This window comes from Pseudomonas trivialis (assembly GCF_001439805.1).
Taxonomy (GTDB): Bacteria; Pseudomonadota; Gammaproteobacteria; order Pseudomonadales; family Pseudomonadaceae; genus Aquipseudomonas; species Aquipseudomonas trivialis.
Genome location: NZ_JYLK01000019.1, coordinates 12,083 through 38,357, shown reverse-complemented (window position 1 = coordinate 38,357; position 26,275 = coordinate 12,083). Strand labels below are relative to the sequence as shown.

The following is a 26,275-nucleotide window of genomic DNA, read 5'->3' as shown; positions in this document are numbered from 1 at the left end:
GGGCTTTTTATTTATGCGTCAGTCGGTGCTCAACACACCACGACGCACCTGATCGCGCTCGATCGACTCGAACAGCGCCTTGAAGTTGCCCTCGCCAAACCCATCGTCGCCCTTGCGCTGGATGAATTCGAAAAACACTGGCCCCATCAGGGTTTCCGAGAAAATCTGCAGTAGCAGGCGTTTGTCGCCTTCAATCGACGAACCGTCCAGCAGGATGCCGCGCGCTTGCAACTGGTCGACCGGCTCGCCGTGGTTGGGCAAGCGGCCTTCGAGCATTTCATAGTAGGTGTCCGGCGGCGCAGTCATGAAGCGCATGCCGATTCGCTTCAGTGCGTCCCAGGTCTGGATCAGGTCGTTGGTGAGGAACGCGACGTGCTGGATGCCCTCGCCATTGAACTGCATGAGGAACTCTTCGATCTGCCCCGCGCCCTTGGACGACTCTTCGTTGAGCGGAATGCGGATCATGCCGTCGGGCGCGCTCATGGCTTTGGAGGTCAGGCCGGTGTACTCACCCTTGATATCGAAGTAGCGTGCCTCGCGGAAGTTGAACAGCTTCTCGTAGAAGTTCGCCCAGTAGGCCATGCGGCCGCGATACACGTTGTGGGTAAGGTGGTCGATGACCTTCAGGCCCGCACCGACTGGATTGCGCTCCACGCCGTCGAGGTAGACGAAGTCGATGTCGTAGATCGAACTGCCTTCGCCGAAACGGTCGATCAGGTACAGCGGTGCGCCGCCGATGCCTTTAATGGCCGGCAGGTTGAGTTCCATCGGACCGGTCTGGATATGAATCGGCTGGGCACCCAGTTCCAACGCCCGGGTATAGGCCTTTTGCGAGTCCTTGACGCGAAACGCCATGCCGCACACCGACGGACCGTGTTCGGCCGCGAAATATGAAGCCAGGCTGTCGGGTTCGTTGTTGAGGATCAGGTTGATCTCGCCCTGGCGGAACAGGTGCACGTTCTTGGAGCGGTGGGTGGCTACCTTGGTGAAGCCCATGATCTCGAAGATCGGCTCCAGGTTGCCCGGGGTCGGTGATGCGAACTCGATAAATTCAAAGCCCATCAGGCCCATCGGGTTTTCGTAGTGGTCTGCCATGGTCGGCGCCTCATCATGCGGGTGGTTGACGATTGGTCAGTTGCGAGCAGGGATGAGGGTTGAGGGTGGCGCGCAGGAGAGGCCTCGCACGCTGCGGGCGAGGAAGTCACCGAAGATGAGGGGGGAACCGAGTAGCTTCATGGTGTCATCAGTCTCTGACGGCAGAGGCTTGCGTGAGCGCAAGTCCATATTCTTGTATGCGTAAATCGATTCTACACAGCGTAACCTTGTTTGTCCGCAGTCTTATCAGAGCGCCAATGCGCTGCACGGTGCAAGGTGTTTGTAACGCCAGTCGATACGATGCCGGAGTGCTGCGCGACAAGCATATTTCAGTCCAGGCAACTATCATCGCTATATTGTCGCCGGCCCACTGGCGCCCCACTCGCCTGACAGGCCGCTTATGCCCTTATCCGTCAAAGGCCCGCGCAATCCCCTCGTCCGCCATTCCATCAGCGTTTTCTGTGCGCTGGTGCCCCTGGCGCTGGGCGTGTTCATCCTGCACTGGCAAGCCGAGCGCACCCTGAAGCACAACGCAGTGCAAGCCGCCCAGGAAGCCGTGCGTCAATTCGAACTCATGCTCGACCAAACCGCCCTTGCCACCCAGGCACTGCTGCCGCTGGCCGGGCAACCCTGCGACCAGACGGCGCAATTGGCGCTGCGTGAGCAGGTCACACGGGGACCGTTTGTGCGGGCAACGACCTTGTCCTGGCAGGAAAACATGTACTGCACGTCGCTGTTCGGCAGCGATCACATATCCCGCATCGACCCGGCCGACTACGTGGAGGGCCGACTGTGGCTGATGAAAGGCAATCCGGTGACGCCGGACACGGCACTGCTGGTGTACCGACGGGTGGACGGTGACCGGGGCGCCTTCGCCTCAATCGATGGCTATCACCTGACCAATACCCTGCGCCTGCTCAGCCGCCATGCGCAAATGGTGCTGCAAGTGGGGCCCAATTGGCTGGGGGACGACGGCAAGGCGCACGCCACGGCGGTTCCGATATTTGCCGTGGCCCCTTACCACCTCGCTTCCGAACGCTATCACTTGAGCGTCTCCGCCGGCATGCCGGCAGGTGAAGTCTGGCGCCACATGCAGGCGCGCTACCCGGCCATGTTCAGCATGGTGCTGTTCTTTTCCGTATTGGCGGGCCTGCTCGCACACAGTCTGCAAAAACGTGTATCACCGCCGACCCATGAGCTGCGGCGAGCCTTGGGTGCCAATGAGTTTCTTGCGTATTTCCAGCCGGTGGTGCGCGGCGATACCCGCGAATGGGCGGGCTGCGAAGTGCTGATGCGCTGGCAGCACCCCAAGGAAGGTCTGGTACGGCCCGACCTCTTTATCCCATTGGCCGAGGATTGCGGCCTGATCGTACCGATGACCCGGGCCCTGCTGCGCCAGACCGCCGAACAACTGGCGCCGCACGCAGGGCTTCTCAAACCGGGCTTTCACATCGCGGTGAACATCACGGCCCGGCACTGCCGCAATCTGGAGCTGGTGGAGGATTGCCGGGCATTTCTTGCGGCCTTCCCGCCCGGTCACGTCACGCTGGTGCTGGAACTTACCGAGCGCGAGTTGATCGAGCCCACCGATATCACTCGTCGCTTATTCACCGCGCTGCATGAGCTGGGCGTGATGATTGCCATAGACGACTTCGGCACCGGACATTCCAGCCTGGGTTACTTGCGCAACTTCCATGTTGACTACTTGAAGATCGATCAGAGTTTTGTCGCCATGATCGGCGTCGATGCGCTCTCCCGCCATATTCTCGACAGCATCATCGAACTGTCCGCAAAGCTCGACCTGACGATCATTGCCGAAGGCGTTGAAACGGCCGAACAACACGAATATCTCACCGCGCACGGTGTGGATTTCCTGCAGGGTTATCTGTTCGGACGGCCGTTACCCGGTACTGAATTCATTAAATCCCTGGCTCGCCATTGAATAGCCAGCGACTAGCGATGTGAAATAATAGAGTTCAGACGAAAGACTTGATTTACTCAAGAGGAATTAACTACTACAATTTTTCCTGCCTGTGCAGCACCCGCAGACGCCATCTTACTTGAGTCGTCTTAACGCGCTTGGCTTATAGCGTTGTCTGCAGTTGATGTCAGCCACATACACTATTGGAGTAAAGATCTTGTCCAGACTCGCCGAATTTCGCGCAGCAGAAAAAGCCCTTCAAGAGCAGCTCGCCCAGCTGGAGTCCCTGAAGAACGACGCCGGCCTGAAGAAAGAAATCGAATTCGAGGAAAAACTTCAGGCGCTGATGAAGCATTACGGCAAAGGCCTGCGCGACATCATCTCCATCCTTGATCCTAACCCGGGCAAGGCCGGCGCTGCAGTTGCCGCTGCACCGAAACAGCGCCGTGCACGCGTGGTCAAGGTGTACCACAACCCGCACACTGGCGAACTGATCGAAACCAAGGGCGGCAACCATCGCGGCCTTAAAGCCTGGAAAGAACAGTATGGCGCCGCCACTGTAGACTCCTGGTTGCGCGGCTGATCACAGCGCACTAACAAAGAGCCCCGCTTGCGCGGGGCTTTTTTATTGAAAGATTCGCAATCGAACTTAAATATTATTTCATTTTGTTAAATATCGATAAGTACCCCACACTTAAAGTTTGAGCGTGTCGCGCACTGAACTGACTTCACTCTTGCTCGCTTCATAAGCCTCGGCCTGACCCGCGAATGAAAACACGTAGGCTTTATCGGTATCGACAGCGCCGACTAATGTTTGCGACAGCACATGCCTGCCGTTCTCGGTAATCACGCAAGTAGACTCCAGTGCATCGAGACGGCTCAAGGTGCTGGGGTGAATTTTGGTACACACACTTTGATAACCGCCCTGGGCGAAATCCTTCTGGATGGATTTGCGCATCTCCAGCAACACGCCTTGCAGATTGACCTTATGCCCTGCCTCAATCGGCGTGGCGGTCAGTTCCATGACCATCAGGGTCGCGCCGTTTTCGTCGTTCTTGATTGCCCGTTGGCGGGACACGCTTGCGGTAGCCGAGGGCGCCTGGACGTCCGGCGCCACGTCCTCTACCTGCCAGCCACTGGGCCAGTGAACTTCCGGGTCGGCCGCCCATGCCAGCGGGCTGACCAACAATAAACACAAGGCACTCAACAGCGGTTTACGTGATTGGATCATTGCAAAAACGCCCAAGGTTCAAGCGTCAAAGTTTGAGCCCCCAGACCCGCGACTCGCAAGGCCTGCGTGACCTTTTCTTTTGGCGCTGGCGGCAGGCGTTGCGTATCATGACCGCGCAGCACGGACGCTTGCCGCAAGCCAAGGGACCGCTTTGCCCCATTTTTCCTGGAGGGCCCATGAGCCTGCATGAACTGAACACCTTGCCGGGCGTCACCGCCCAACCTGACACCGCCACCTCGAACTTCGTGTTCAACCACACCATGCTGCGGGTCAAGGACATCACTCGGTCGCTGGACTTCTATACGCGCGTGATGGGGTTTTCCCTGGTGGAAAAGCGCGATTTCGCGGAAGCCGAATTCAGCCTGTACTTCCTCGCCCTCGTCGATAAAGCGCAGATTCCAGCGGACGCCGCCGCGCGTACCCAGTGGATGAAGTCGATTCCGGGCATCCTGGAGCTGACCCACAACCACGGCACCGAAAACGACGCGGACTTCGCCTACCACAACGGCAACACCGACCCGCGCGGTTTTGGTCATATCTGCATCTCGGTGCCGGATATCGTGGCCGCCTGCGAGCGTTTCGAAGCCTTGGGCTGCGATTTCCAGAAGCGCCTGACGGATGGCCGCATGAAAAGCCTGGCCTTTATCAAGGACCCGGACGGGTACTGGGTCGAGATCATTCAGCCCGCGCCGCTGTAACGAAAAAACCCCATGATCGCTCATGGGGTTTTTCATTGGCAGGCCCGGTATCAAGCCGGGGCGGAGCTGCGGATCAAATGATCGAAAGCACTCAGGGAGGCCTTGGCGCCCTCGCCCACCGCAATCACGATCTGCTTGTAAGGTACGGTCGTCACGTCGCCGGCGGCAAACACGCCTGGCAGTGACGTTTCGCCACGGGCATCGACGATGATCTCGCCGCGTGGTGTCAGCTCCACGGTGCCTTTGAGCCAGTCGGTATTAGGCAACAAGCCGATCTGCACAAAGATGCCTTCCAGGTCGAGGGTGTTGAACTCGCCACTGTCGCGATCCTTGTACACCAGGCCGGTGACTTTCTGACCGTCACCTTTGACTTCGCTGGTCAGTGCGCTGGTGATCACGTCCACATTCGGCAGGCTGTGCAACTTGCGCTGCAACACGGCGTCAGCGCGAAGTTTGCTGTCGAACTCAAGCAAAGTCACGTGGCTGACAATGCCGGCCAGGTCGATGGCCGCTTCAACGCCGGAGTTACCGCCGCCGATCACCGCAACACGCTTGCCCTTGAACAGCGGACCATCGCAGTGCGGGCAGAAGCACACGCCCTTGGCCTTGTATTGCTGCTCGCCCGGCACACCCATTTCACGCCAGCGGGCGCCGGTGGCCAGAATCAGAGTTCTGGATTTGAGAGTGGCACCACTTTCGAAACGAATTTCGTGCAGCTCGCCGGCATTTTTTGCCGGAATCAGGCTGCTGGCGCGCTGCAGGTTCATGATGTCCACGTCGTACTGACGCACATGGGCTTCCAGGGCGCTGACCAGTTTCGGCCCTTCGGTTTCCTGCACCGAGATGAAGTTCTCGATGGACATGGTGTCCAGCACCTGGCCGCCAAAGCGCTCGGCCGCCACACCGGTACGGATGCCTTTGCGCGCAGCGTAGATCGCAGCCGAAGAACCGGCCGGGCCACCGCCCACTACCAGAACATCAAACGCGTCCTTGGCACTGATTTTCTCGGCGGCTTTTTCGATGCCGCTGGTGTCGAGTTTGGCAAGAATTTCTTCCAGCCCCATGCGGCCCTGGCCGAAGTTCACACCATTCAAATAGACGCTGGGCACTGCCATGACCTGGCGCTCATCGACTTCCGCCTGGAACAGCGCGCCGTCGATGGCGACGTGGCGGATGTTCGGGTTGAGCACGGCCATCAGGTTCAGCGCCTGGACCACATCCGGGCAGTTCTGGCAGGAGAGCGAGAAGTAAGTCTCGAAGTTGAACTCGCCTTTGAGGGCGCGAATCTGTTCAATCACTTCGACACTGGCTTTCGAAGGGTGGCCGCCGACTTGCAGCAGGGCCAGCACCAGCGAAGTAAATTCATGGCCCATGGGGATGCCGGCAAAACGCAGACTGATATCGGCACCCGGTCGGTTGATGGAGAACGACGGCTTGCGCGCGTCATGGCCATCGGTGTTCAGAGTGATCAGCGTGGTGAGGCTGGTCACGTCCTGCAAAAGGGCAAGCATTTCCTGGGACTTCGCGCCGTCATCGAGGGAGGCGACGATCTCAATCGGCTGGGTGACGCGTTCCAGGTATGACTTCAACTGAGCTTTAAGAGTGGCGTCCAACATACGGGCGATTTCCTTTAATTACGGGTATAAAAAAACGCCCGAGCGAATCTCGCCCGGGCGTTTTTTGAGGGCGGTTGCGGCTTACTGAGTAGGTGCGGATACCCGCCCTGGGTGCTTCACGGACTTAGATCTTGCCGACCAGGTCCAGGGACGGAGCCAGGGTGGCCTCGCCTTCTTTCCACTTGGCTGGGCACACTTCGCCCGGGTGGGCAGCAACGTACTGGGCAGCCTTGATTTTGCGCAGCAGCTCGGAAGCGTCACGGCCAACACCACCGTCGTTCAGTTCGACGATCTTGATCTGACCTTCCGGGTTGATCACGAAAGTGCCGCGGTCCGCCAGGCCAGCTTCTTCGATCAGCACGTCGAAGTTGCGGGAGATGGTCAGGGTCGGGTCGCCGATCATGGTGTACTGGATTTTGCCGATGGCTGGCGAGGTGTTGTGCCAGGCAGCGTGGGCGAAGTGGGTGTCGGTGGACACGCTGTAAATCTCGACGCCCAGTTTCTGGAATTCGGCGTAGTTGTCAGCCAGGTCTTCCAGTTCGGTTGGGCAAACAAAGGTGAAGTCGGCTGGGTAGAAGAACACAACGGACCATTTGCCTTTCAGGTCAGCGTCGGTCACATCTACGAAGCTGCCGTTTTTGAATGCGGTGGCTTTGAACGGTTTTACTTGGCTGTTGATGATAGGCATCGTTGACTCTCCGTCAGGGGTTATGAAGTTGATGGGGTGAATCCTAACCACTCTTCACACCGATGGCTCATTGGCAAACCTGATGCTCGCGATTGGTTTTCCCTATCAGGTCACTGTATTAATAGAAGAAATCTCACAGCAGCGGTTGGCTCGCCAACGTCATGCCGGTAAAGGGGGTCGCCTCAACATAGCGCATGGCCGATTTCATGTCGCGCCAGCCGACATAACTCATCAACGACTTCAAGTCCCAACCACTGCGGTGAGCCCAGGTCGCAAAGCCCCGGCGCAATGAGTGGCTGGTGTATTGCTCGGCGGCGATCCCTGCACGCTCAAGCGCTTGGCGCAACAAGGGGATCACGCTGTTGGGATGCAAGCCCTCCTCGCCCAGGTTGCCCCAGCGGTCAATGCCGCGAAACACCGGGCCGCGTACCAGCGCCGAGGCACTCAGCCATTCGCTGTAGGCCTGTACCGGGCACAGCCTCAAGAGCGCAGGCGTCTGGTAAGTCTTGCCGAGATTGTCACGATCGCTTTTGCTGCGCGGCAGATACAGACTGATGCCAGCGCCGGGCGTGGCCTGCACATGTTCGATCTGCAGGCGACACAGTTCATCACTGCGAAACCCGCGCCAGAATCCCAGCAGGATCAACGCCATGTCGCGCCTGGCGCGCAGGACTCCGGGTTGATCCTGCTGATCGCTCGCCTCCTGCGCCTCTGCCTGCAAAAAAGCCACCACCTGCTCCAGGTGAATGAGCTGCAACGGTTCGGCCTGCTTCTCCTGAACCGGGTGCACGGCGCGAATGCCCTTGAGCACCTTGCGCACCACCGGCGTCTTGGTCGGATCGGGAAAACCCTGGCTGGTGTGCCACTGCGCCAACGCCGACAGGCGCAGCTTCAGCGTATTGACCGCCAGCACGCCGGCATGCGCCACCAGATAGCGCGCCACGCTGTCGCTGGTGGCGGGCAGGAATCCGCCCCAATTCACTTCGAAATGCTCGATGGCCGCGCGATAGCTGCGGCGCGTGTTGTCGCGGGTAGCCGCGTTGAGATACCGCTCCAGATCGCTCATGCCAGGCCTTTTCGTACTGATGGCGGGGGTATTTGCGCTCACAATGCGCATGACACGGGATAATACGCCAATATCCCATCTGTTAAATCATGAATTTAAAGAGTTTTATATTTATGATACGGTATGTAACTACATACCCTGTACCACAGTACGAAATCGACGGAGACCCCATGGCTCGTGGCGGCATTAACAAGGCAGTAGTCCAGACAGCCCGTGCGGCGATCATCGCCCGCGGCGAAAACCCCAGCATCGACGCGGTACGCATCGAGATGGGCAATACCGGTTCGAAAACCACTATTCATCGGTATTTGAAGGAGCTGGACGAAAGCGAAACCCGGGCGACCATCACCCAGGCGCCCATCGACGACGAGTTGAGCGAGCTGGTGTCACGGCTGGCCCAGCGCCTCAAGGAAAAAGCCCAGGAGCCAATCGACCTGGCCCAGGCGCGCTTCGAACAGGACAAAGCCGCCCTGCTCGGCCAACTGGAAGCACTTGAGCTTGCCCACAGCCAGCTCAAGCAGCAGTTCGATATCCAGGCGGCAGCGCTTGCAGAAGAAAGTGCTGCGCTGCAGACCGCCAGCACCAGCCTGCAAACCGAGCAGACACGCAACGCCGGGCTCAGCCAGGCGTGCAGCGATTACGAATTGAGGATCAACGACAAGGACGAACAGATTCGTTCGCTGGAAGACAAGCACCTGCACGCACGCGACGCGCTGGAGCATTACCGCAACGCAATCAAGGAACAGCGCGAGCAGGAGCAGCGCCGTCACGAAGGCCAGTTGCAGCAGGTGCAGGCCGAACTGCGCCAGGCCCAGCAAAGTGCGATGGTGCGTCAGGACGAGATCACCCAGTTGCACCGTGACAACGAGCGCCTGCTGAGCGAGCAGCGCGTCACGGCCAGGGAACTGAATGCGCTGCAGGAACAGACCCGCAAAGACCAGGCCCGGCAACTCGCGCTGAGCGAACAGGTAAACCGGATTGAAAGCGAACGCGCCCTGCTGCAGGAACGTTTGCGCGTGGCCATGCTGGACAGCCAGTCACGCCAGGATGCGCTGGCCGAGCATCAACAAAGGAACAAGACGCTGGAACTGGACCTGATCAAGGCCCAGGCCAGCATCGAGGCGCTACGCCTGGCGGCCGTCGTTGCGACGACGCCAGAGGCAACGCCTGACGCCTGATCAGTCGGCTACAGGCGTGCGCAGGGTGACGAACTCTTCAGCGGCCGTCGGGTGCACACCAATGGTTTCGTCGAAGTGCTGCTTGGTCGCGCCCGCCTTGAGCGCGATGGCCAGGCCCTGCACGATTTCGCCGGCATCGGGGCCGACCATATGGCAGCCCAGCACCTTGTCGGTGTCGGCGTCGACGACCAGCTTCATCAAGGTCTTTTCCTGGCACCCGGTGAGGGTGAGTTTCATCGGCCGGAAGCGGCTTTCAAACACCTTCACTGTGTGGCCTTGCTCTTTTGCGTCTTCTTCGGTCAGGCCAACGGTGCCGATGTTCGGCAGGCTGAATACCGCTGTGGGAATCATTGCGTAATCCACCGGGCGATACTGTTCGGGCTTGAACAGACGACGCGCTACCGCCATGCCCTCGGCCAGGGCCACCGGGGTCAGTTGCACACGGCCGATCACGTCGCCAATCGCCAGGATCGACGCTTCAGCGGTCTGATACAGCTCGTCCACTTCCACAAAGCCGCGCTTGTCCAGTTTGACGCCGGTATTTTCCAGGCCAAGGTTATCCAGCATCGGCCGGCGGCCTGTGGCATAGAACACACAATCGGCTTCCAGCACGCGACCATCCTTGAGCGTGGCTTTGAGGCTGCCATCGGCCTGCTTGTCGATACGTGCGATATCGGCATTGAACTGCAGGTCCAGGCCGCGCTTGGTCAGCTCTTCTTTCAGGTGGATACGCACAGAGCCGTCGAAGCCGCGCAGAAACAGGTCGCCGCGATACAGCAGCGATGTACTGGCGCCAAGGCCATGGAAGATCCCGGCAAACTCGACCGCGATGTAGCCGCCACCCACCACCAGTACACGTTTGGGCAGTTCCTTGAGGAAAAACGCCTCATTGGAGCCAATCGCGTGCTCGCGCCCTGGAATCTCCGGAATCTGCGGCCAGCCACCGGTGGCGATCAGAATGTGTCTGGCGGTGAACCGCTCGCCATTGATTTCCACCTGATGAGGGTCGACCAACCGCGCATGCCCCTCATGCAGCGTAACGCCGCTGTCGACCAGCAGCTTGCGGTAGATACCATTGAGGCGGTTGATCTCGCGATCCTTGTTGGCAATCAACGTCGCCCAATCAAAGTTCGCTTCGCCCAGGGACCAGCCAAAACCGCCGGCCTGCTCGAAGTCTTCGGCAAAATGCGCGCCGTACACCAACAGTTTTTTCGGCACGCAACCGACGTTGACGCACGTGCCGCCCAGGTAGCGGCTTTCGGCCACGGCCACTTTGGCACCAAAGCCTGCGGCAAAGCGGGCCGCGCGAACACCGCCGGAACCGGCGCCAATTACATACAGGTCAAAATCGTAGGCCATTTCACTCTCCTCGGCAGCGCATCAGCATACCGACTTAGATGGGGCTGAAAAACGAAAAAGCCACCCGGGGGTGGCTTTCGCTTCAAACACAACGACGCAGGCGTGAATCAGTAAGCCTTGCCCGTCTTGTAGAAGTGCTCGTAGCAGAAGTTGGTGGCTTCGATGTAGCCTTCAGCGCCGCCGCAGTCAAAGCGCTGCCCCTTGAATTTGTAGGCAATCACGCAACCGTCTTTGGCTTGCTTGAGCAGCGCGTCGGTGATCTGGATCTCGCCGCCCTTGCCTGGCTCGGTTTCTTCGATCAACTTGAAGATGTCCGGGGTCAGGATGTAACGCCCGATGATCGCCAGGTTCGAGGGTGCGTCTTCCGGTGCGGGCTTCTCAACCATGTCGCGAACGCGGATCAGGCCATCACCAATGTCGTCGCCGGCGATAACGCCGTACTTGTTGGTCTCGGCCGGATTGACCTCCATCACAGCCACGATGGTGCAACGGTATTTCTGATAGAGCTTGACCATCTGGGTCAGTACGCCGTCGCCTTCCAGGTTGACACACAGGTCATCAGCCAGGACCACGGCGAACGGTTCATCACCGATCAATGGACGACCGGTGAGGATGGCATGGCCAAGGCCTTTCATCTGGGTTTGACGGGTGTAGGAGAACGAGCACTCGTCGAGCAGCTTGCGGATACCGACCAGGTATTTTTCCTTGTCGGTGCCCTTGATCTGGTTTTCCAGCTCGTAGCTGATGTCGAAGTGGTCTTCCAGTGCGCGCTTGCCGCGACCGGTGACGATGGAAATTTCATTCAGACCGGCATCCAGTGCCTCTTCGACGCCGTACTGGATCAGTGGCTTGTTTACCACCGGCAGCATCTCTTTGGGCATGGCCTTGGTCGCTGGCAAGAAGCGAGTGCCGTAACCGGCTGCTGGGAACAAGCATTTCTTGATCATATGAGTCCTTACAAAGGGCTGTGCGTACGGAATTCGGCGCAGTCTAATGAGGCAGCAGTCACCTTACAATGGGTCCTGCTGGCGTTGCGATAGCAACATAGAGAAAAAAATTCTGCGTAAGTTCCACTTATCTTGCGACAAATGCCCTCACCCACCCCATGGACAGGCAATAACTTGGGCCGCAGCGCAACGTTTGGCGCTATCATTACGGCCTTGAATCACATCATGAGACGGTTAATAGATGTCAGAACCCAAAGGCGTAAATGGCTACCTGATCACGAAGCGAGCAGACGGCTGGCACTTGATCAACTTCCACGGTGACAGCGTCGCAGGCGTGTTCGCCAGCGAAAGCATGGCAATTGCGGTTGCCGAAGTGTTCGTGGATGAGGCAGGCCATGCGTCCAGCAAGCGGCCCAAAGGCAAATAAGCCTCACTGCCCTGCCTACAAAGCCCCGATAACCGGGGCTTTTTTGTGTTTGTCTGTACCAAGATGGCAGATCGCTATAATCTTGCGCAAACGCCCCACGACAGTGTCAGCGCCCTTACACCTCCTTTGACGACGACCTCACCATGAACAAGATCCTGACACTGACTGCCGTACTGGCGCTGGCCGGTTGCACCACCACCTCTGACGTGGTCCTCAAAAATGGCGAACAAGGCCTGACCATCGATTGCTCAGGCGAAGTCAACTCCTGGGCCAGTTGCTACGAGAAGGCCGATGCCTCCTGCGCCGGCACCGGTTACCGCATTATCGGCACCGAGGGCACGCCGGCGTTGAGCGAGGAAGACAAGACGCTGGGTAAGGATGTCGGCAATTTCAAAGGCCGCAGCGTTGTGGTGGTCTGCAAATAGGCGCTGCGCGTCTACAGTTGGATCTCGGCAAAACGGATGCCCAACCCCCGCAGTGTATCGGTCAAGTCATCCAGACTCGCGAAGGACTCCACTTCATCCTGATCATCCACCAGGAAAAAACTGCGCCCACCGCTTTTTTTGAAGAAGACAATCCATTCACCTAGGTCGGCAGGGTTCTGGATAATGTGGGTGGCCGAAATCAGACCCTCGGCCTGACAGCTTGTGACGTGTTCACGTTTCATGACGGCGTTCCAAAAATACACAAATGCCGCTTGACCTCAACGTCGAGCGGCATTTTTATCGGATTCAAAAGGTTGGGCCGGTGATGGCGCTCAACCGGAAATGCAATCTTCCCCGGCTTTCTTCACGTCACCCGGCCGGATCGGCACGTTGGACATGCTCTCGTAAAGCTTGATGCTGCTGCCGCTGGAGCGGTCTTCAATCTCAAAGATCGCCGAAGGGTCAGCCGAGAACTTCTGTGGCACGATCACCTGCACCCCGTTCTTGTGCGGTTCTATCTGCGATGGCCGACGCGTGCTGGACAACTTCTGCACAATGCACGCCGCATAATCCTGAGGCTTCTTTCCAGAAATGACCGCCAGTGTGGGCGGGGTCTGCTTGATGTCCGCAACCGAAGCACACCCGCCGATCGCCAACGCCAGAACCAACACACTCCACTTCATACAAAAACCTCCGATAAAGACCCTACGACAGCGGGCATAGGAATTTTCTCCCGCAAAAGTAGGATTTATCTCTAATAACTGGGTAGATAAACTGTTTTAAATTGTCGAAGTCGTCGACGACGGCCCGATAATAAACGCGCTGGGGCTGATAAACTCCATCTTAACCTACGTATCGTTCTGATTTTTCAGAAAAAGCCCTTCTGGAGACACCTCATGAAATTCATCCACCAGCGTGAGCACCTCAATGAGGGAGACATCGTCGTCATCGAATGCTCGCAAACTTGTAATATCCGTCTGATGAGCGACGCGAACTTTCGCAGCTTCAAGAACGGCGGTCGCCACACTTACCACGGTGGCGCGTTCGACCAGTTCCCGGCAAAAATCACCGCGCCCAGCACCGGTTTCTGGAACATCACGCTGGATGTGGTCACCCGCCGCGCCATCAGCGTTACCCGCAAACCGGCGCTGTCCCACAAGATCCGCATCGTCCGCCGTACCAGCAGCAAGCTGAGCTGACCCGCGCACTGACAGGAATAAAGCTGTGATCACCACCACTAAAACTAAATACGTCATCAAGTACAGGCTCAACGGCGAACGCCGCTTTGAATTCGCCCAGCTTGAGTCCAACAGCACTGAAGAAGCCAGTAAAGCACTGGCGAAAATTCATGAGGCCAACGACGAAATCAGCGAAATCACCGTGAGCAAGGCGCTGTAAGCCCATGGCCGGCCCCACTGCCGACCTGTTTGCCGACGAGGCCTTGCAGCAACCGGCAAGCCGCGAGCAGATCGGCGAACAATCCTGGGTGCTCAGAGGCTTTGCCTTGCCCTGGATTGATCGCCTGCTGCCCGAGCTGAGAAGCGTACTGGCGCGGTCCCCCTTTCGCAGAATGGTCACACCCGGCGGCTTTACCATGTCGGCGGCGCTGAGCAGCTGTGGCGCATTGGGCTGGACCACCGACAGCACCGGCTACCGCTACAGCCCGATTGATCCAAACAACCAACAGCCCTGGCCAGCCCTGCCCGATGCCTTGCGCCAACTGGCCGAGCAGGCTGCGGCGAACGCGGGGTTCGCTGACTTCGCGCCGGATGCGTGCCTGATCAACCGCTACGTGCCTGGCGCCAAGATGTCCCTGCACCAGGACAAAAACGAACGTCACTACACGGCGCCAGTGGTGTCAGTGTCCCTCGGGCTGCCGGCGATCTTTCTGTTCGGCGGCCACGCGCGCAGTGACACGCCGCAAAAAGTCTCTTTGTTCCATGGCGATGTGGTGGTCTGGGGCGGCGTCGATCGCTTGCGCTTTCATGGCGTGATGCCGATCAAGAACGGCGAACACCCGATCATGGGCGCGCAACGCATCAACCTCACCTTTCGCACCGCCGGCTGATTTGACCGCAAGCTTCAGAGTGCCACGGGCCAATCGTACGGCTAATCTGCCCGTGAACCGTCAAGAGTCCAGGCCATGAACATTGAACAAGACCCACGCTGGACCGCTGTCCTCGCCCGAGACCCGAAGGCCGACACTCTGTTCGTCTATGGCGTCAGAACCACCGGCGTCTACTGCCGGCCCAGCAGTAGCGCACGCCGGCCGCGCCCGGAGAACGTCGAGTTTTTTGACACGCCTCAACAAGCCGAAGCGGCCGGTTATCGGCCGAATAAACGCACCGAGAGCGCGATGCAACATGCCAGGCGTGTGGCCGACGCGTGCCGCCAGATCGAACAGGCCGACACTGAACCCAGCCTTGAAACTCTGGCCCTGCAGGCCGGACTGAGCCCTTTTCATTTTCATCGGGTATTCAAATCGATCACCGGCCTCACGCCCAAGGGCTATGCGCGCGCCGAACGTTCACGCAGGGTGCGCGATGGGCTCAAACAGCCAGGCACCGTAACGGACGCGCTGTACCACGCAGGCTTCAACTCCAACAGCCGCTTTTATGAGTCGGCCGGGCAAATGCTGGGCATGAAACCCAGCGACTACAAGGCCGGCGGCACCAACAGCGAGATCCGTTTTGCCGTGGGTGAGTGCTCGTTGGGCGCGATTCTGGTGGCGCAAAGTCTGCGAGGCGTGTGCGCGATCCTGCTGGGCGACGATCCAAACGTGCTGGTGCAAAACCTGCAGGACAAGTTCCCCAGGGCCGAACTGCTCGGCGCGGATCACGATTTCGAACAACTGATCGCTCAGGTCGTGGGTTTTATCGAAGCGCCAGGCCTGGGCCTGAACCTGCCGCTGGACCTGCGCGGCACCGCGTTTCAGGAGCGAGTGTGGCAAGCCTTGCGTGATATTCCTCCGGGCAGTACCGCCAGCTACGAGCAGATCGCCCAGCGCATCGGCGCGCCCACCTCATCCCGCGCGGTGGCGCAAGCCTGTGGGGCCAACAGCCTGGCGGTGGCCATTCCCTGTCACCGTGTGGTGCGCAGCAATGGCGATTTGAGTGGTTATCGCTGGGGGGTGGAACGTAAGCGGCAGCTGCTGGAACGAGAACGCGAGGGCTGAATGGACTGGTCGGATGACGACGACCCTGTTAAAACAGCGAACCGCCTTCCCACGCTGGAGCCCCCTCCCATGAGCACCTGGCCAGACACCCGCATTCTCGACCTCCTGGGCATTGAGGTGCCCATCATTCAAGCGCCCATGGCCGGTGCCACCACCACCGCCATGGTCATCGCCGCCAACGAGGCCGGTGCGCTGGGCTCAATGCCCGCCGCGGCGCTGAGCATCGAGCAGCTTCGTGAAGCCCTGACCACGATTCGTCAGGCTGGCACCCGGCCAATCAACGTCAACTTTTTCTGTCATCAACCGCCTGCCCCGGATGAAGCGCGCGACACCCGCTGGAAAGCGTTGCTGGAACCCTACTACCGCGAACTGGGCGCCGACTTTGATGCGCCAACGCCCGTGTCCAACCGCGCACCGTTTAACGACGACGCGTGCCGAGTGGTCGAGGAATTTCGCCCCGAAGTGGTGAGCTTTCACTTTGGCCTGCCGGAAAAATCCCTGCTCGACCGGGTGAAAGCCACGGGTGCCAAGGTGCTGTCATCGGCCACCACCGTTGAGGAAGCGCTCTGGCTGGAGCAACACGGCTGCGACGCCATCATCGCCATGGGCTTTGAAGCCGGCGGGCACCGTGGGATGTTTCTGAGTGACGACATCAATAGTCAGATCGGCCTGTTTGCGTTGTTGCCGCAAGTTGTCGACGCCGTCAGCGTGCCAGTGATTGCCGCCGGTGGCATCGCCGACGCGCGGGGCATCGTCGCCGCCTTTGCCCTGGGCGCGTCAGCAGTGCAGATCGGCACGGCGTATCTGTTTACGCCGCAGGCCACGGTGACGGCTTCCCACCACCATGCGCTGCGCCATGCCCAGGCCAGCGAGACCGCGCTCACCAACCTGTTCACGGGGCGCCCGGCGCGAGGCATCGTCAACCGGGTCATGCGTGAACTCGGCGCGATAAACCCCGCAGCCCCTGCGTTCCCCAAGGCCGGTGGTGCGTTGATGCCGCTCAAAACCAGGGACGAAGCGGGCTTCAGCAATCTGTGGGCCGGCCAGGCAGTGCGCCTGGGCAAAGACATTTCAACCTGCGCACTGACCCGCGAGCTGGCCGAACAAGCCCTGGCAAAACTGCAGTAGGCACTTCACGCTGTACCGACAATGGCCAGGCGCTATATATTTGCCTACACAGCGATTGCGCCTTGTCGCGCCGCACACCCTCAAAGGAGCTGCTGCATGAAGATTCACGCCCCTCGCCTGGCCGTCCTGGTCGCGGCCCTCGCCTTTGGGTCAGCCCAGGCCGATGAGGTCCAGGTGGCCGTGGCCGCCAACTTCACGGCGCCGATCCAGGCGATTGCCGCCGACTTCGAGAAAGACACCGGCCACACGCTGGTTGCGTCCTACGGGGCAACGGGGCAGTTCTACACCCAGATCAAGAACGGCGCGCCGTTCGAAGTGTTCTTGAGCGCCGACGACACCACCGCACAAAAACTCGAAAACGAAGGCGACACCCTCAAGGGCTCGCGCTTTACTTACGCCGTGGGCACCCTCGCACTGTGGTCAGCCAAGGACGGTTATGTGGACGCCAAGGGCGAGGTGCTGAAAGAAAACCAGTTCAAACACCTGTCCATCGCCAATCCGAAAGCTGCGCCTTACGGCCTGGCCGCCACCCAGGTGCTGGCCAAACAGGGCCTGACCGAGCAGGTCAAGCACAAGCTCGTTGAAGGCCAGAACATCACCCAGGCCTATCAGTTCGTGTCCACCGGTAACGCCGAGCTGGGGTTTGTCGCCTTGTCGCAGATCTATAAGGACGGCAAGGTCACGCACGGTTCGGCGTGGATCGTTCCGGCGTCACTGCATGACCCGATCAAACAGGACGCGGTGATCCTCAAAAAAGGCAAAGACAGCGCGGCGGCCAAGGCTCTCGTTGACTACCTCAAGGGACCAAAAGCCGCAACGGTCATCAAATCCTACGGTTACGAGCTGTAAATGCCGCTGTCGAGCGCCGATTTTTCCGCGATCTGGTTGACGCTCAAACTGGCGTCACTCACTACGGTGATCCTGCTGGTGATCGGCACGCCCATTGCGCTGTGGTTGTCGCGCACCCGCTCGTGGTGGCGCGGGCCTATCGGAGCGGTGGTTGCCCTGCCGCTGGTGCTGCCGCCTACCGTTATCGGCTTCTATCTGCTGTTGACCATGGGGCCCCACGGCTACGTCGGCCAGTTCACCCAATGGCTGGGCCTGGGCACCCTCACCTTCAGCTTCGCCGGGCTGGTGATCGGCTCGGTCATCTATTCCATGCCCTTCGTGGTGCAGCCGTTGCAGAACGCGTTTTCTGCCATCGGCACGCGTCCATTGGAGGTCGCTGCCACCTTGCGCGCCAACCCCTGGGACACGTTTTTCACGGTGATCCTGCCCCTCGCACGCCCTGGATTCATCACCGCCTCTATCCTCGGTTTTGCCCATACCGTCGGGGAGTTCGGCGTGGTGCTGATGATCGGCGGCAATATCCCGGACAAGACCCGCGTGGTGTCGGTGCAGATCTACGATCATGTCGAAGCCATGGAATATGCCCAGGCCCATTGGCTGGCGGGCGCCATGGTGGTATTTGCATTCGTTGTGCTGCTGGCGCTGTACTCTGGCCGTAAAACCCGCATGGGCTGGAGCTGATGTCGATGATCCAAGTGCGCCTGCACAGGAAGTACCCGGATTTTGCGCTGGATGTGGATTTGCACCTGCCCGGGCGCGGTGTGACGGCGTTATACGGGCACTCCGGCTCCGGCAAGACCACCTGCCTGCGCTGTATCGCCGGGCTGGAGCGGGCCGAACACGGGTTTATCCAGGTCAACGACGAAGTCTGGCAGGACAGCCGCAACGGGCTGTTTGTACCCCCCCATAAACGCGCGCTGGGCTACGTGTTTCAGGAAGCCAGCCTGTTTCCTCACCTCTCGGTGCAGGCCAATCTCGAATTCGGCCTCAAGCGCATTCCACGCTCGGCGCGTCGTGTCGACATGGACCAGGCCACCCAATTACTGGGCATTGGCCATCTGCTTGAGCGTAACCCCGGGCATCTGTCCGGTGGCGAACGCCAACGCATCGGCATCGCCCGCGCCTTGCTCACCAGTCCCAAGCTGTTGCTGATGGACGAACCGTTGGCCGCCCTCGACAGCCAGCGCAAGGGCGAAATCCTGCCGTACCTGGAACGTTTGCACGACGAACTGGATATTCCGCTGCTCTACGTCAGCCACGCCCAGGATGAGGTCGCCCGCCTGGCCGATCACATCGTGTTGCTCAGCGACGGCAAGGCCCTGGCCAGCGGCCCTATCGGCGAAACCCTGGCGCGCCTGGACCTGCCGCTGGCGCGGGGCGACGATGCCGGCGTGGTGATCCACGGCACCGTCAGCGCCTATGACGCGGCCTATCAGTTGCTCACCCTGCAACTGCCCGACAGCACCTTGCATATGCGTGTCGCCCACGCGCCGCTGGTGCCGGGCCGGGCGCTGCGGGTGAAAGTGCAGGCGCGGGATGTGAGCCTGAGCCTGCAGGCGCAGGAGCACAGCAGCATCCTCAACCGCCTGCCGGTGACGGTCACAGAGCAAATCCCGGCGGATAACAGCGCCCACGTGCTGGTGCGCCTGGACGCCGGCGGCACACCGCTGCTGGCACGGATCACACGGTACTCCCGCGACCAGTTGCAACTGCACCCCGGGCAGACGTTGTGGGCACAGATCAAGGCGGTCGCGGTGCTGGCGTAACCATTTGGCACGACCGCACATCGCTGCGGTCAATCAGACATACCGGCCTGATCTGTTGCCAAGGAAGTTGCCCATGCCCGATTCCGACCTGCCCCGTGACCTGCACTACGTCGATGACGCCCAACCTGGCATCACCCGCAAGCTGCTGCGCGGCAAATTCCAGTATTTCAATACCAAAGGCGAGCGCATCACCGATGCCGATGAAATCAAGCGCCTGAATGCCCTGGCCGTGCCGCCGGCCTATACCGATGTCTGGATCTGCGCCGACCCGCGCGGCCATCTGCAAGCCACCGGACGCGATGCGCGCGGGCGCAAACAGTACCGCTATCACGCGCGCTGGCGCGAAGTGCGCGACAGCGACAAATACTCACGCCTGCAGGCCTTTGGCAAGGCCCTGCCCAAACTGCGCAAACAGTTGGAGGCGCAGTTGGCCGAGCCCGGTTTCACCCGTGAAAAGGTGCTTGCAACCGTGGTGATGTTGCTCGATGCCACCTTGATTCGCGTCGGCAATACCCAGTATGCCCGCGACAACAAATCTTACGGGCTGACAACGTTGCGTAACCGCCACGTGGACGTCAAGGGCAGCGAAATCCAGTTCCAGTTCCGTGGCAAAAGCGGCGTTGAGCACCAGATCAGCGTGAAGGACCGGCGCCTGGCGACCGTGGTCAAGCGCTGCATGGAATTACCGGGGCAAAACCTGTTCCAGTACCTGGACGAAGACGGTGAGCGCCATACCGTCAGCTCCCACGATGTGAACGCCTACCTGCACAGCCTCACTGGCGCGGACTTCACCGCCAAGGATTACCGCACCTGGGCCGGCACCGCCATGGCGCTCGCGGTGCTGCGCGAGCTGGAGTGGCAGCCCGAATCCGATGCCAAACGCCATGTGATAACCATGGTCAAGGACGTGGCCAAGCAGTTGGGCAACACTCCGGCGGTGTGCCGCAAGTGCTATATCCACCCGGCCGTGCTAGAGCATTTCAGCCTGGGCGAGCTGTCCAAGCTACCCCCGCCACGACTGCGCAAAGGGCTCAAGGCGGAGGAAGTGGCACTGGCCATGTTTCTTGAACAACTGGCTGAGGCGAGCTAGGCTTCAGCTCCTTTATCGCTGACCGGACGACTGCCGACGTGAACAACTGAGCCTTTCAAAAATGTATCTGCAACAGGCCGCCCTACGTGCCTGTTGGCCTGTTCGACATTTTCTGGAGGTGCCTGTGACTCACGTCAAGCGGCTACCCGTATTGGTTTCCCTGCAACACCTGTGTTTCCAGTTCGCCAACGGCGAAACCCTGCTGGAAGACCTTAACCTGTCCATCGATCACACCCCGACCGGCATCGTCGGCCGCAATGGCTGCGGCAAAAGCCTGCTGGCCCGGCTGCTCGCCGGTGTGCTGACGCCATCTTTCGGCAGCGTGAAAGGGTCTGCCAGCGTGAAGTACGTGCCGCAGACGGTGGAGATTCAGGCGGGCGACACCGTCGCCCATCTCAGCGCAACAGCCCCCATCCTCGCGGCGCTTGAACGCATGGCTGCCGGCACCGCCGAGGGCGCCGATGTGGAGTTGATCGATGATCGCTGGGACCTGGCCGAGCGCTTGCGCGCCGCACTCGATGCCGCCGGTTTGCCTGGCGTTGACGCGCAGACGCCGGCCGAACATCTGAGCGGCGGTCAGTTGGCGCGGGTGGCGATTATCGGTGCGCAGTTGGCGGCGCCACAATTGCTGATTCTCGATGAGCCGAGCAACCACCTCGACAGCGCCGGACGCGCCTGGCTGCTGCAAGTGCTGCACCTCTGGCGAGGGGGTCTGGTGGTGGTCAGTCATGATCGGCAGTTGCTCAATGCCATGGGCCGCATCATTGAGCTGTCGCCCCTTGGTGCCCGGCTGTACGGCGGCAATTACGAGGACTATCGCCAACAGCGCGAGGCGCAGCAGCATGCGGCAGTAGCCGAACTGGAGCGCGCGCGCGTTGAGCGCAGCCGCGAAAGGCAACGCCTGCAACGCCAGAACGATGATCTGCAACGCCACGCCGCGCGCTCGCGCCAGCATGCGCAGAATGCCAACGTCGACCGGCTTACCCGGGCGCGCTGGAAAGGTGCCGCCACCGAAGTGGTCAGCAAGGTGCGCAGTGTGCAGCAGGCCCACAAGGGCCAACTCGATGCCCAGGTGCGCCAGGCCTGCCAACACGTGGCACACGAGACACCCACCCTGCTCGCCTTGCCGGCCTCGACAGTGCCCAACGGTCGTCAGGTGATGAGCCTTGAGCGAGCGCAACTGCCGTGGCTTGATCCACTGGTACCTTCAACTTGGCTGACGCTCAGCCTGGCCGGGCCCGTGCGCATCGCCGCAAAGGGACCCAACGGCTGCGGCAAATCCACGTTGCTCAAGCTGCTGGCCGGTCAATTGCAGGTCGCCAGCGGGGTCTGTTCGGTGCATCTGTCGACGGCGTATATCGACCAGCATCTGGCGCTGCTGGATAACGGGCGTTCCGTGGTCGAACAGCTCAACCTGCTCGCCACGCCGTTGGCCGAAGCCGAACTGCGCACCCGCCTCGCGTTGCTGCAACTGGATGCGCTGCGTGTGACCCAACCGGCCGGGCAACTCAGCGGCGGCGAACGCCTGAAAGCCGCGATGGCGATCGCCCTGTGGCGCGGGACGCCGGCACAATTGCTGCTGTTGGACGAGCCGACCAATCACCTGGACCTGGAGTCGGTCGTGGCGTTTGAGCAAGCCTTGAAGCACTTTACCGGGGCAATGGTGGTGGTCTCCCATGATGAGGCCTTCCTGCAGGCCATCCAGCCGACTCACCTGTTGACCTGGCAAGAAAAAGGTTGGCAACTGGTGCGTACTTGAGCCCCAACCGCCCCTGTGGTGAGCAGGCTTGCCACAAGGGTGTGATCGGCTGGGATGGATCATGCCGGCCATCCACGCATTGCGCCGCCGTTCAAAGCGTTCTACGGTAATGGCCGATTAATCTCACCCAGGAGCCGCGCGCATGCTGCCTTCATCCCGCAAACCGTACGCCAGCGCTGCGCTCGCCCATCGGCGACTCTGGCGCGGGCGCGTGGGCCTGATGCTGGTGGCCGGGCTGTCGGTGCTGGCGGGGATGACCGATGCCATTGGCTTTATGGCCAGCGGCGACTTTGTGTCGTTCATGAGCGGTAATACCACTCGCCTGGCAGTGGCGATCAGCGCGGGTGACCTGGGGTTGACTGCGCGCCTGTTGCTGCTGGTCGCCACCTTTATTCTGGGTAACGCCCTGGGCGTGGTCGTCAGCCGGCTGGGCAAACGCCGGGCATTGCCGTTGCTGCTGTGCATCGCCGCCCTGCTCTGCGCCGCCGCGCTCTGGCCGTTGGCCGATACGCTGCCCGCGCTGCTGGCGGCGATTGTGGCGATGGGCATGCTCAACGCGGCCGTCGAAGAAGTGAACGGACTGCCGGTGGGGCTCACCTATGTGACGGGGGCGCTCTCGCGGTTTGGTCGCGGGCTGGGTCGCTGGATGCTGGGGGAACGGCGCAATGGCTGGCGCGTGCAATTGATCCCGTGGACGGGCATGTTTGTCGGTGCGGTGATCGGTGCGTTGCTGGAACAGCAGATGGGCATGCGCGCATTGTGGGTCAGCGGCGTGCTGGCGGGGGTGTTGGGGCTGGTGTCGCTGAAGATTCCACGGCGCTGGCAGTTGAGCTTCATGCCACGTTGAAGAGCGGTAAATGCGAGGCCCGCTCGACGTCAAGGCCTCGACATCCCTGTACCGGTAAAGAGCCATTACGTCGAGCGGGCGGGTGAATCATAGGCCAATGCCCCAGAACTGTCCCGCAAGGCATTTCCGAAAACCGCTGAGGCAAGGATTACAGGCAGGTCGCCAGTGCAGCCAAGCGACGCTTGGCGGGCATGCTGTCGGCAGCGGCGTAATACTTCACGCTGGAACCTGCGCCTGCGCTTTGCACGTCCACAAAGTAATCGCCGCCGGTGGTGTAGACCGTGAAACCGCCCGCCCCGCTCGGCTCCTTGAAGCCGCCGGCATCCACGCCAAACACGCTTTCATCCTGCCAGCCGTACTGGATGCATTGAGCAACCACCAGCGTGGCCTTGTCCGACGCCAGTGTCTTGTAAGGGCTGCCCGCGCGCGCCTCTTTCATCTTCGAACCGGCGCACCCCGTCAGGGTTGCCGCTACCAATGCACCTAATACCACGTTGCGCATGCCATCGCTTCCTTGGAAAAAAGGCGACTCTACCACTGCAGCGGGCTTTTTTCGCCTGATCGGGCCGTTGCCTGTGACCATCCTGCTCAAGCGAGCCTGACCGATACCAGCTCCACCGAATCGCGCGCCGCGCGCAAGTCGCAGGCGTCCTGGTTAAGCCGGTGAATGGTGTTGAGAAGGCGCTGGCGCAGTACTTCATCGCCGAGCTTTTCGACGGCGCGCATCAACTCGTACGCCGCCGTTTCGTTGTTATCGGCGACGGCGTCGAGGGTTTTGCGCAGGTTGCGAGTGGCACGGGTCACGCGGATTTTTCCTTCTTCAGCAATGGGCAGGCACTGTAGGACATGGATGTTTCATTTTAATTTCAAACAGTTGTGGTCAATCCGCCGCCGTTTGATCCAGATCAATCGCAACAGGCTTTGTCAGAAATATCTGGCAATATGCTGGCGGTTGACGGCGCAGGCGAACTTTATGTCGGCGAACTGATCCATGCTCTGCACGTCAGGCCGCCGCAGGCCTGCGCATTGGCTGTTGGTCCCCTGGAGCGTTCATACATGCTTGTCGCAATTGGCATTTTTATCTTCACCATCGTGCTGGTCATCTGGCAGCCCAAGGGCCTCGGGGTCGGCTGGAGCGCGACGATGGGCGCGATCCTGGCCCTGGCCTTTGGCGTGATCAGCCTGGCGGATATTCCAGTGGTGTGGCACATCATCTGGAATGCCACCGGCACCTTTGTTGCGTTGATCGTGATCAGCCTGCTGCTGGACGAGGCCGGGTTCTTCGCCTGGGCCGCGCTGCACGTGGCACGCTGGGGCCGTGGGCGCGGCCGGCGGTTGTTTGCCTACATGGTGCTGCTGGGTGCGCTGGTGTCGGCGCTGTTTGCCAACGATGGCGCGGCGTTGATCCTCACCCCAATCGTGATGTCGATGTTGCTGGCCCTGCGCTTTTCGCCGGCGGCGACCCTGGCGTTCGTGATGGGCGCCGGCTTTATCGCCGACACCGCGAGCCTGCCGCTGGTGGTATCGAACCTGGTCAACATCGTCTCCGCCGACTACTTCAAGATCGGCTTCAATGAATATGCCGCCGTGATGGTGCCGGTGAACTTCGTCAGCGTGGCCGCAACCCTCGCGGTGCTGCTGTGGTTTTTCCGCCGCGACATCCCGCAGACCTACGACCCCGCCGACCTGGATGACCCGGCCAGCGCGATCCGTGACCGTGGCACGTTCCGCGCCGGCTGGTGGGTGCTGGGTATTCTTCTGGTCGGCTGTTTTGCCCTGGAACCCCTGGGCATTCCCATCAGTGCGATTTCCGCCGTGTGTGCGGTGCTCCTGCTGGTGATTGCCGCCAAGGGCCACACGATTTCCACGCGCAAGGTATTGAAGGACGCGCCGTGGCAGATCGTGATCTTTTCCCTGGGCATGTACCTGGTGGTCTACGGCCTGCGTAACGCCGGGTTGACCGACTACCTGGCGACGTGGCTCGACACCTTCGCCACCCACGGCGTGTGGGGCGCGGCCATGGGCACCGGGGTGCTCACGGCACTGCTGTCGTCGGTGATGAACAACCTGCCGACCGTGCTGATCGGCGCGCTGTCCATCGAGTCCAGTCATGCCGTGGGCGTGGTCAAGGACGCGATGATCTACGCCAACGTCATCGGCAGCGACCTCGGCCCCAAAATCACCCCCATCGGCAGCCTCGCCACCCTGCTGTGGCTGCATATCCTCGCGCGCAAAGGCATCACCATCAGTTGGGGCTACTACTTCAAAGTCGGCATCGTGCTGACCCTGCCGGTGCTGTTGATCACCCTCGCCGCCCTCGCCTTGCGCCTGAGTCTCTGACGGCTCTATGCTCTCGGCTTTTGTCAAAAGGACGTGGGCATGCTGTCGATCTTTGTATACGCACTGGTGTTCGGCTTCGTGTTTTGCCTCTCGCCCGGCGCCGTTCTGGCAGAAACCCTGCGCCGTGGCCTGCTCCACGGCTTCACCCCGGCGCTGCTGGTGCAGGTCGGCTCGCTGGTGGGCGACGCGGTATGGGCCGTTATCGGCCTGACCGGCATCGCGCTATTGATCCAGCACGATGCCGTCCGCGTACCGCTGACCGTGGTTTGCGCGTTGTACCTGGCCTGGCTCGGTGTGCGCAGCTTGATCGATGCCTGGCACCTGCCGGCAGCCGATAACGCCTCCGCCAGCTCCCGGCAAAGTGCGCTGGCGGTGGGCGCGGCGATTTCCCTGGCCAACCCAAAGAACATCGTTTACTGGGGCGCCCTGGGCAGCGCGTTGTCCGGCATCGTCGGCGCCACACCCAGCCACGGGCAGACCCTGATGTTCTTTGCAGGCTTCATGGTCGCGTCGGTGCTGTCGTGCTTTCTGGTGGCGGGACTGGTGAACCTGCTGCGCCAGAACGCTTCGCCCACCTGGCAGCGCGTCAGCTACGCAATGTGCGGGCTGGTGCTGATTTACCTGGCTGTGCTCGCGGCGCAGGGTATATGACGCGATGTATACCAATCGT

Annotated in this window: 30 protein-coding genes; 19 read left to right on the top strand and 11 right to left on the bottom strand. The window is 60.6% G+C overall.

Annotated elements, in window-relative coordinates; genetic code table 11:
* Window positions 1–18: 18 nt before the first annotated feature.
* Window positions 19–1,095 (bottom strand): 4-hydroxyphenylpyruvate dioxygenase, encoded by a 1,077-nt coding sequence (hppD, locus tag TU79_RS22070; RefSeq protein WP_057009979.1) that lies wholly within the window; start codon window positions 1,093–1,095, stop codon window positions 19–21.
* 400 nt (window positions 1,096–1,495) lie between these two features.
* On the opposite strand from hppD, the gene TU79_RS22065 reads away from it, so the two are divergent.
* A complete protein-coding gene (locus TU79_RS22065) occupies window positions 1,496–3,037 on the top strand; it encodes an EAL domain-containing protein (protein ID WP_057009978.1) in 1,542 nt (513 codons plus the stop codon).
* A gap of 196 nt (window positions 3,038–3,233) precedes the next feature.
* Window positions 3,234–3,599 (top strand): histone-like nucleoid-structuring protein, MvaT/MvaU family, encoded by a 366-nt coding sequence (locus tag TU79_RS22060; RefSeq protein WP_003230735.1) that lies wholly within the window; start codon window positions 3,234–3,236, stop codon window positions 3,597–3,599.
* Window positions 3,600–3,710: 111 nt separating this feature from the next.
* On the opposite strand, the gene TU79_RS22055 is transcribed toward TU79_RS22060, so the two are convergent.
* A complete protein-coding gene (locus TU79_RS22055; protein WP_057009977.1) occupies window positions 3,711–4,247 on the bottom strand; it encodes a DUF4946 domain-containing protein in 537 nt (178 codons plus the stop codon).
* 176 nt (window positions 4,248–4,423) lie between these two features.
* On the opposite strand from TU79_RS22055, the gene gloA reads away from it, so the two are divergent.
* Complete coding sequence (gloA, locus tag TU79_RS22050; RefSeq protein WP_015372046.1) at window positions 4,424–4,945, top strand: lactoylglutathione lyase; 522 nt, start codon at window positions 4,424–4,426, stop codon at window positions 4,943–4,945.
* 50 nt (window positions 4,946–4,995) lie between these two features.
* On the opposite strand, the gene ahpF is transcribed toward gloA, so the two are convergent.
* The 3 genes from ahpF to TU79_RS22035 form a co-directional block, all read right to left on the bottom strand.
* Window positions 4,996–6,561, bottom strand: a complete 1,566-nt coding sequence (gene ahpF, locus TU79_RS22045; RefSeq protein ID WP_057009976.1) for an alkyl hydroperoxide reductase subunit F — start codon at window positions 6,559–6,561, stop codon at window positions 4,996–4,998.
* A 124-nt stretch (window positions 6,562–6,685) separates the two neighbouring features.
* Complete coding sequence (ahpC, locus tag TU79_RS22040; protein ID WP_003191303.1) at window positions 6,686–7,249, bottom strand: alkyl hydroperoxide reductase subunit C; 564 nt, start codon at window positions 7,247–7,249, stop codon at window positions 6,686–6,688.
* Between the two features lie 133 nt (window positions 7,250–7,382).
* Complete coding sequence (locus tag TU79_RS22035; protein ID WP_057009975.1) at window positions 7,383–8,315, bottom strand: site-specific integrase; 933 nt, start codon at window positions 8,313–8,315, stop codon at window positions 7,383–7,385.
* A gap of 170 nt (window positions 8,316–8,485) precedes the next feature.
* Here TU79_RS22035 and TU79_RS22030 point away from each other — a divergent pair, with 170 nt between their 5' ends.
* Window positions 8,486–9,493, top strand: coding sequence for a DNA-binding protein (locus TU79_RS22030; protein ID WP_057009974.1), 1,008 nt, complete (start codon window positions 8,486–8,488; stop codon window positions 9,491–9,493).
* Here the strand turns inward: TU79_RS22030 and gorA are convergent, their stop codons facing one another.
* Together gorA and galU are read right to left on the bottom strand one after the other, a co-directional pair.
* Entirely contained in the window at window positions 9,494–10,852 is a 1,359-nt protein-coding gene (gene gorA, locus TU79_RS22025) for a glutathione-disulfide reductase (RefSeq protein ID WP_057009973.1), read from the bottom strand. It abuts the gene before it with no gap.
* 107 nt (window positions 10,853–10,959) lie between these two features.
* Window positions 10,960–11,799 carry a UTP--glucose-1-phosphate uridylyltransferase GalU gene (galU, locus tag TU79_RS22020; protein ID WP_003230743.1) on the bottom strand — a complete coding sequence of 280 codons (840 nt, stop codon included), beginning with the start codon at window positions 11,797–11,799 and terminating at the stop codon, window positions 10,960–10,962.
* 241 nt (window positions 11,800–12,040) lie between these two features.
* Here galU and TU79_RS22015 point away from each other — a divergent pair, with 241 nt between their 5' ends.
* Together TU79_RS22015 and TU79_RS22010 are read left to right on the top strand one after the other, a co-directional pair.
* The gene (locus TU79_RS22015; protein WP_003230745.1) at window positions 12,041–12,226 is read left to right on the top strand and encodes a hypothetical protein; all 186 of its coding nucleotides are present in this window, start codon (window positions 12,041–12,043) and stop codon (window positions 12,224–12,226) included.
* 143 nt (window positions 12,227–12,369) lie between these two features.
* On the top strand, window positions 12,370–12,651 hold the full coding sequence (locus TU79_RS22010; protein ID WP_003230746.1) for a YgdI/YgdR family lipoprotein: 282 nt from the start codon (window positions 12,370–12,372) through the stop codon (window positions 12,649–12,651).
* An 11-nt stretch (window positions 12,652–12,662) separates the two neighbouring features.
* Here TU79_RS22010 and TU79_RS22005 read toward each other — a convergent pair whose 3' ends face one another.
* Together TU79_RS22005 and TU79_RS22000 are read right to left on the bottom strand one after the other, a co-directional pair.
* Entirely contained in the window at window positions 12,663–12,893 is a 231-nt protein-coding gene (locus TU79_RS22005) for a hypothetical protein (protein WP_057009972.1), read from the bottom strand.
* 90 nt (window positions 12,894–12,983) lie between these two features.
* Window positions 12,984–13,334 carry a hypothetical protein gene (locus tag TU79_RS22000; RefSeq protein ID WP_003230749.1) on the bottom strand — a complete coding sequence of 117 codons (351 nt, stop codon included), beginning with the start codon at window positions 13,332–13,334 and terminating at the stop codon, window positions 12,984–12,986.
* A gap of 213 nt (window positions 13,335–13,547) precedes the next feature.
* On the opposite strand from TU79_RS22000, the gene TU79_RS21995 reads away from it, so the two are divergent.
* The 11 genes from TU79_RS21995 to TU79_RS21950 all read left to right on the top strand — a co-directional run bounded on the left by TU79_RS21995 (window position 13,548) and on the right by TU79_RS21950 (window position 23,265).
* Complete coding sequence (locus TU79_RS21995) at window positions 13,548–13,850, top strand: DUF1883 domain-containing protein (RefSeq protein ID WP_003230751.1); 303 nt, start codon at window positions 13,548–13,550, stop codon at window positions 13,848–13,850.
* Between the two features lie 25 nt (window positions 13,851–13,875).
* Window positions 13,876–14,049 carry a hypothetical protein gene (locus tag TU79_RS26370; RefSeq protein WP_169793810.1) on the top strand — a complete coding sequence of 58 codons (174 nt, stop codon included), beginning with the start codon at window positions 13,876–13,878 and terminating at the stop codon, window positions 14,047–14,049.
* Between the two features lie 4 nt (window positions 14,050–14,053).
* Window positions 14,054–14,719, top strand: a complete 666-nt coding sequence (alkB, locus tag TU79_RS21990) for a DNA oxidative demethylase AlkB (protein ID WP_057009971.1) — start codon at window positions 14,054–14,056, stop codon at window positions 14,717–14,719.
* 75 nt (window positions 14,720–14,794) lie between these two features.
* Window positions 14,795–15,826: a bifunctional DNA-binding transcriptional regulator/O6-methylguanine-DNA methyltransferase Ada gene (ada, locus tag TU79_RS21985; RefSeq protein ID WP_057009970.1), complete on the top strand. Its 1,032-nt coding sequence runs from the start codon at window positions 14,795–14,797 to the stop codon at window positions 15,824–15,826.
* 69 nt (window positions 15,827–15,895) lie between these two features.
* Window positions 15,896–16,954 carry an NAD(P)H-dependent flavin oxidoreductase gene (locus tag TU79_RS21980; protein WP_057009969.1) on the top strand — a complete coding sequence of 353 codons (1,059 nt, stop codon included), beginning with the start codon at window positions 15,896–15,898 and terminating at the stop codon, window positions 16,952–16,954.
* A gap of 96 nt (window positions 16,955–17,050) precedes the next feature.
* Window positions 17,051–17,803: a molybdate ABC transporter substrate-binding protein gene (gene modA, locus TU79_RS21975; protein ID WP_057009968.1), complete on the top strand. Its 753-nt coding sequence runs from the start codon at window positions 17,051–17,053 to the stop codon at window positions 17,801–17,803.
* Complete coding sequence (gene modB, locus TU79_RS21970; RefSeq protein ID WP_057009967.1) at window positions 17,804–18,484, top strand: molybdate ABC transporter permease subunit; 681 nt, start codon at window positions 17,804–17,806, stop codon at window positions 18,482–18,484.
* A gap of 5 nt (window positions 18,485–18,489) precedes the next feature.
* Window positions 18,490–19,569: a molybdenum ABC transporter ATP-binding protein gene (gene modC, locus TU79_RS21965; RefSeq protein WP_057010041.1), complete on the top strand. Its 1,080-nt coding sequence runs from the start codon at window positions 18,490–18,492 to the stop codon at window positions 19,567–19,569.
* 73 nt (window positions 19,570–19,642) lie between these two features.
* Window positions 19,643–20,659 carry a DNA topoisomerase IB gene (locus TU79_RS21960; RefSeq protein WP_057009966.1) on the top strand — a complete coding sequence of 339 codons (1,017 nt, stop codon included), beginning with the start codon at window positions 19,643–19,645 and terminating at the stop codon, window positions 20,657–20,659.
* A 124-nt stretch (window positions 20,660–20,783) separates the two neighbouring features.
* Window positions 20,784–22,418 (top strand): ABC-F family ATP-binding cassette domain-containing protein, encoded by a 1,635-nt coding sequence (locus tag TU79_RS21955; protein ID WP_057009965.1) that lies wholly within the window; start codon window positions 20,784–20,786, stop codon window positions 22,416–22,418.
* A gap of 142 nt (window positions 22,419–22,560) precedes the next feature.
* Window positions 22,561–23,265, top strand: coding sequence for a YoaK family protein (locus TU79_RS21950; RefSeq protein WP_057009964.1), 705 nt, complete (start codon window positions 22,561–22,563; stop codon window positions 23,263–23,265).
* A 148-nt stretch (window positions 23,266–23,413) separates the two neighbouring features.
* Here TU79_RS21950 and TU79_RS21945 read toward each other — a convergent pair whose 3' ends face one another.
* Window positions 23,414–23,767 carry a hypothetical protein gene (locus TU79_RS21945; protein ID WP_057009963.1) on the bottom strand — a complete coding sequence of 118 codons (354 nt, stop codon included), beginning with the start codon at window positions 23,765–23,767 and terminating at the stop codon, window positions 23,414–23,416.
* An 86-nt stretch (window positions 23,768–23,853) separates the two neighbouring features.
* The gene (locus TU79_RS21940; RefSeq protein ID WP_057009962.1) at window positions 23,854–24,069 is read right to left on the bottom strand and encodes a hypothetical protein; all 216 of its coding nucleotides are present in this window, start codon (window positions 24,067–24,069) and stop codon (window positions 23,854–23,856) included.
* Window positions 24,070–24,321: 252 nt separating this feature from the next.
* Here TU79_RS21940 and TU79_RS21935 point away from each other — a divergent pair, with 252 nt between their 5' ends.
* Together TU79_RS21935 and TU79_RS21930 are read left to right on the top strand one after the other, a co-directional pair.
* A complete protein-coding gene (locus tag TU79_RS21935; protein WP_057010040.1) occupies window positions 24,322–25,605 on the top strand; it encodes an arsenic transporter in 1,284 nt (427 codons plus the stop codon).
* Between the two features lie 39 nt (window positions 25,606–25,644).
* Window positions 25,645–26,256 (top strand): LysE family transporter, encoded by a 612-nt coding sequence (locus TU79_RS21930; protein ID WP_057009961.1) that lies wholly within the window; start codon window positions 25,645–25,647, stop codon window positions 26,254–26,256.
* Window positions 26,257–26,275 lie beyond the last annotated feature (19 nt).

What these genes read in the sequence shown, in the direction of transcription:
- TU79_RS21930 (WP_057009961.1), top strand. Translation starts at nt 25,645, where the DNA reads ATGCTGTCGATCTTTGTATACGCACTGGTGTTCGGCTTCGTGTTTTGC.
- TU79_RS22030 (WP_057009974.1), top strand. Translation starts at nt 8,486, where the DNA reads ATGGCTCGTGGCGGCATTAACAAGGCAGTAGTCCAGACAGCCCGTGCG.
- TU79_RS22010 (WP_003230746.1), top strand. Translation starts at nt 12,370, where the DNA reads ATGAACAAGATCCTGACACTGACTGCCGTACTGGCGCTGGCCGGTTGC.
- modC (WP_057010041.1), top strand. Translation starts at nt 18,490, where the DNA reads ATGATCCAAGTGCGCCTGCACAGGAAGTACCCGGATTTTGCGCTGGAT.
- TU79_RS22065 (WP_057009978.1), top strand. Translation starts at nt 1,496, where the DNA reads ATGCCCTTATCCGTCAAAGGCCCGCGCAATCCCCTCGTCCGCCATTCC.
- TU79_RS22005 (WP_057009972.1), bottom strand. Translation starts at nt 12,893, where the DNA reads ATGAAACGTGAACACGTCACAAGCTGTCAGGCCGAGGGTCTGATTTCG.
- TU79_RS22015 (WP_003230745.1), top strand. Translation starts at nt 12,041, where the DNA reads ATGTCAGAACCCAAAGGCGTAAATGGCTACCTGATCACGAAGCGAGCA.
- modA (WP_057009968.1), top strand. Translation starts at nt 17,051, where the DNA reads ATGAAGATTCACGCCCCTCGCCTGGCCGTCCTGGTCGCGGCCCTCGCC.
- TU79_RS21945 (WP_057009963.1), bottom strand. Translation starts at nt 23,767, where the DNA reads ATGCGCAACGTGGTATTAGGTGCATTGGTAGCGGCAACCCTGACGGGG.
- galU (WP_003230743.1), bottom strand. Translation starts at nt 11,799, where the DNA reads ATGATCAAGAAATGCTTGTTCCCAGCAGCCGGTTACGGCACTCGCTTC.
- TU79_RS22055 (WP_057009977.1), bottom strand. Translation starts at nt 4,247, where the DNA reads ATGATCCAATCACGTAAACCGCTGTTGAGTGCCTTGTGTTTATTGTTG.
- TU79_RS22035 (WP_057009975.1), bottom strand. Translation starts at nt 8,315, where the DNA reads ATGAGCGATCTGGAGCGGTATCTCAACGCGGCTACCCGCGACAACACG.
- TU79_RS21960 (WP_057009966.1), top strand. Translation starts at nt 19,643, where the DNA reads ATGCCCGATTCCGACCTGCCCCGTGACCTGCACTACGTCGATGACGCC.
- alkB (WP_057009971.1), top strand. Translation starts at nt 14,054, where the DNA reads ATGGCCGGCCCCACTGCCGACCTGTTTGCCGACGAGGCCTTGCAGCAA.
- modB (WP_057009967.1), top strand. Translation starts at nt 17,804, where the DNA reads ATGCCGCTGTCGAGCGCCGATTTTTCCGCGATCTGGTTGACGCTCAAA.
- gloA (WP_015372046.1), top strand. Translation starts at nt 4,424, where the DNA reads ATGAGCCTGCATGAACTGAACACCTTGCCGGGCGTCACCGCCCAACCT.
- gorA (WP_057009973.1), bottom strand. Translation starts at nt 10,852, where the DNA reads ATGGCCTACGATTTTGACCTGTATGTAATTGGCGCCGGTTCCGGCGGT.
- hppD (WP_057009979.1), bottom strand. Translation starts at nt 1,095, where the DNA reads ATGGCAGACCACTACGAAAACCCGATGGGCCTGATGGGCTTTGAATTT.
- TU79_RS22000 (WP_003230749.1), bottom strand. Translation starts at nt 13,334, where the DNA reads ATGAAGTGGAGTGTGTTGGTTCTGGCGTTGGCGATCGGCGGGTGTGCT.
- TU79_RS21950 (WP_057009964.1), top strand. Translation starts at nt 22,561, where the DNA reads ATGCTGCCTTCATCCCGCAAACCGTACGCCAGCGCTGCGCTCGCCCAT.
- ahpF (WP_057009976.1), bottom strand. Translation starts at nt 6,561, where the DNA reads ATGTTGGACGCCACTCTTAAAGCTCAGTTGAAGTCATACCTGGAACGC.
- ahpC (WP_003191303.1), bottom strand. Translation starts at nt 7,249, where the DNA reads ATGCCTATCATCAACAGCCAAGTAAAACCGTTCAAAGCCACCGCATTC.
- TU79_RS21935 (WP_057010040.1), top strand. Translation starts at nt 24,322, where the DNA reads ATGCTTGTCGCAATTGGCATTTTTATCTTCACCATCGTGCTGGTCATC.
- TU79_RS21995 (WP_003230751.1), top strand. Translation starts at nt 13,548, where the DNA reads ATGAAATTCATCCACCAGCGTGAGCACCTCAATGAGGGAGACATCGTC.
- ada (WP_057009970.1), top strand. Translation starts at nt 14,795, where the DNA reads ATGAACATTGAACAAGACCCACGCTGGACCGCTGTCCTCGCCCGAGAC.
- TU79_RS21980 (WP_057009969.1), top strand. Translation starts at nt 15,896, where the DNA reads ATGAGCACCTGGCCAGACACCCGCATTCTCGACCTCCTGGGCATTGAG.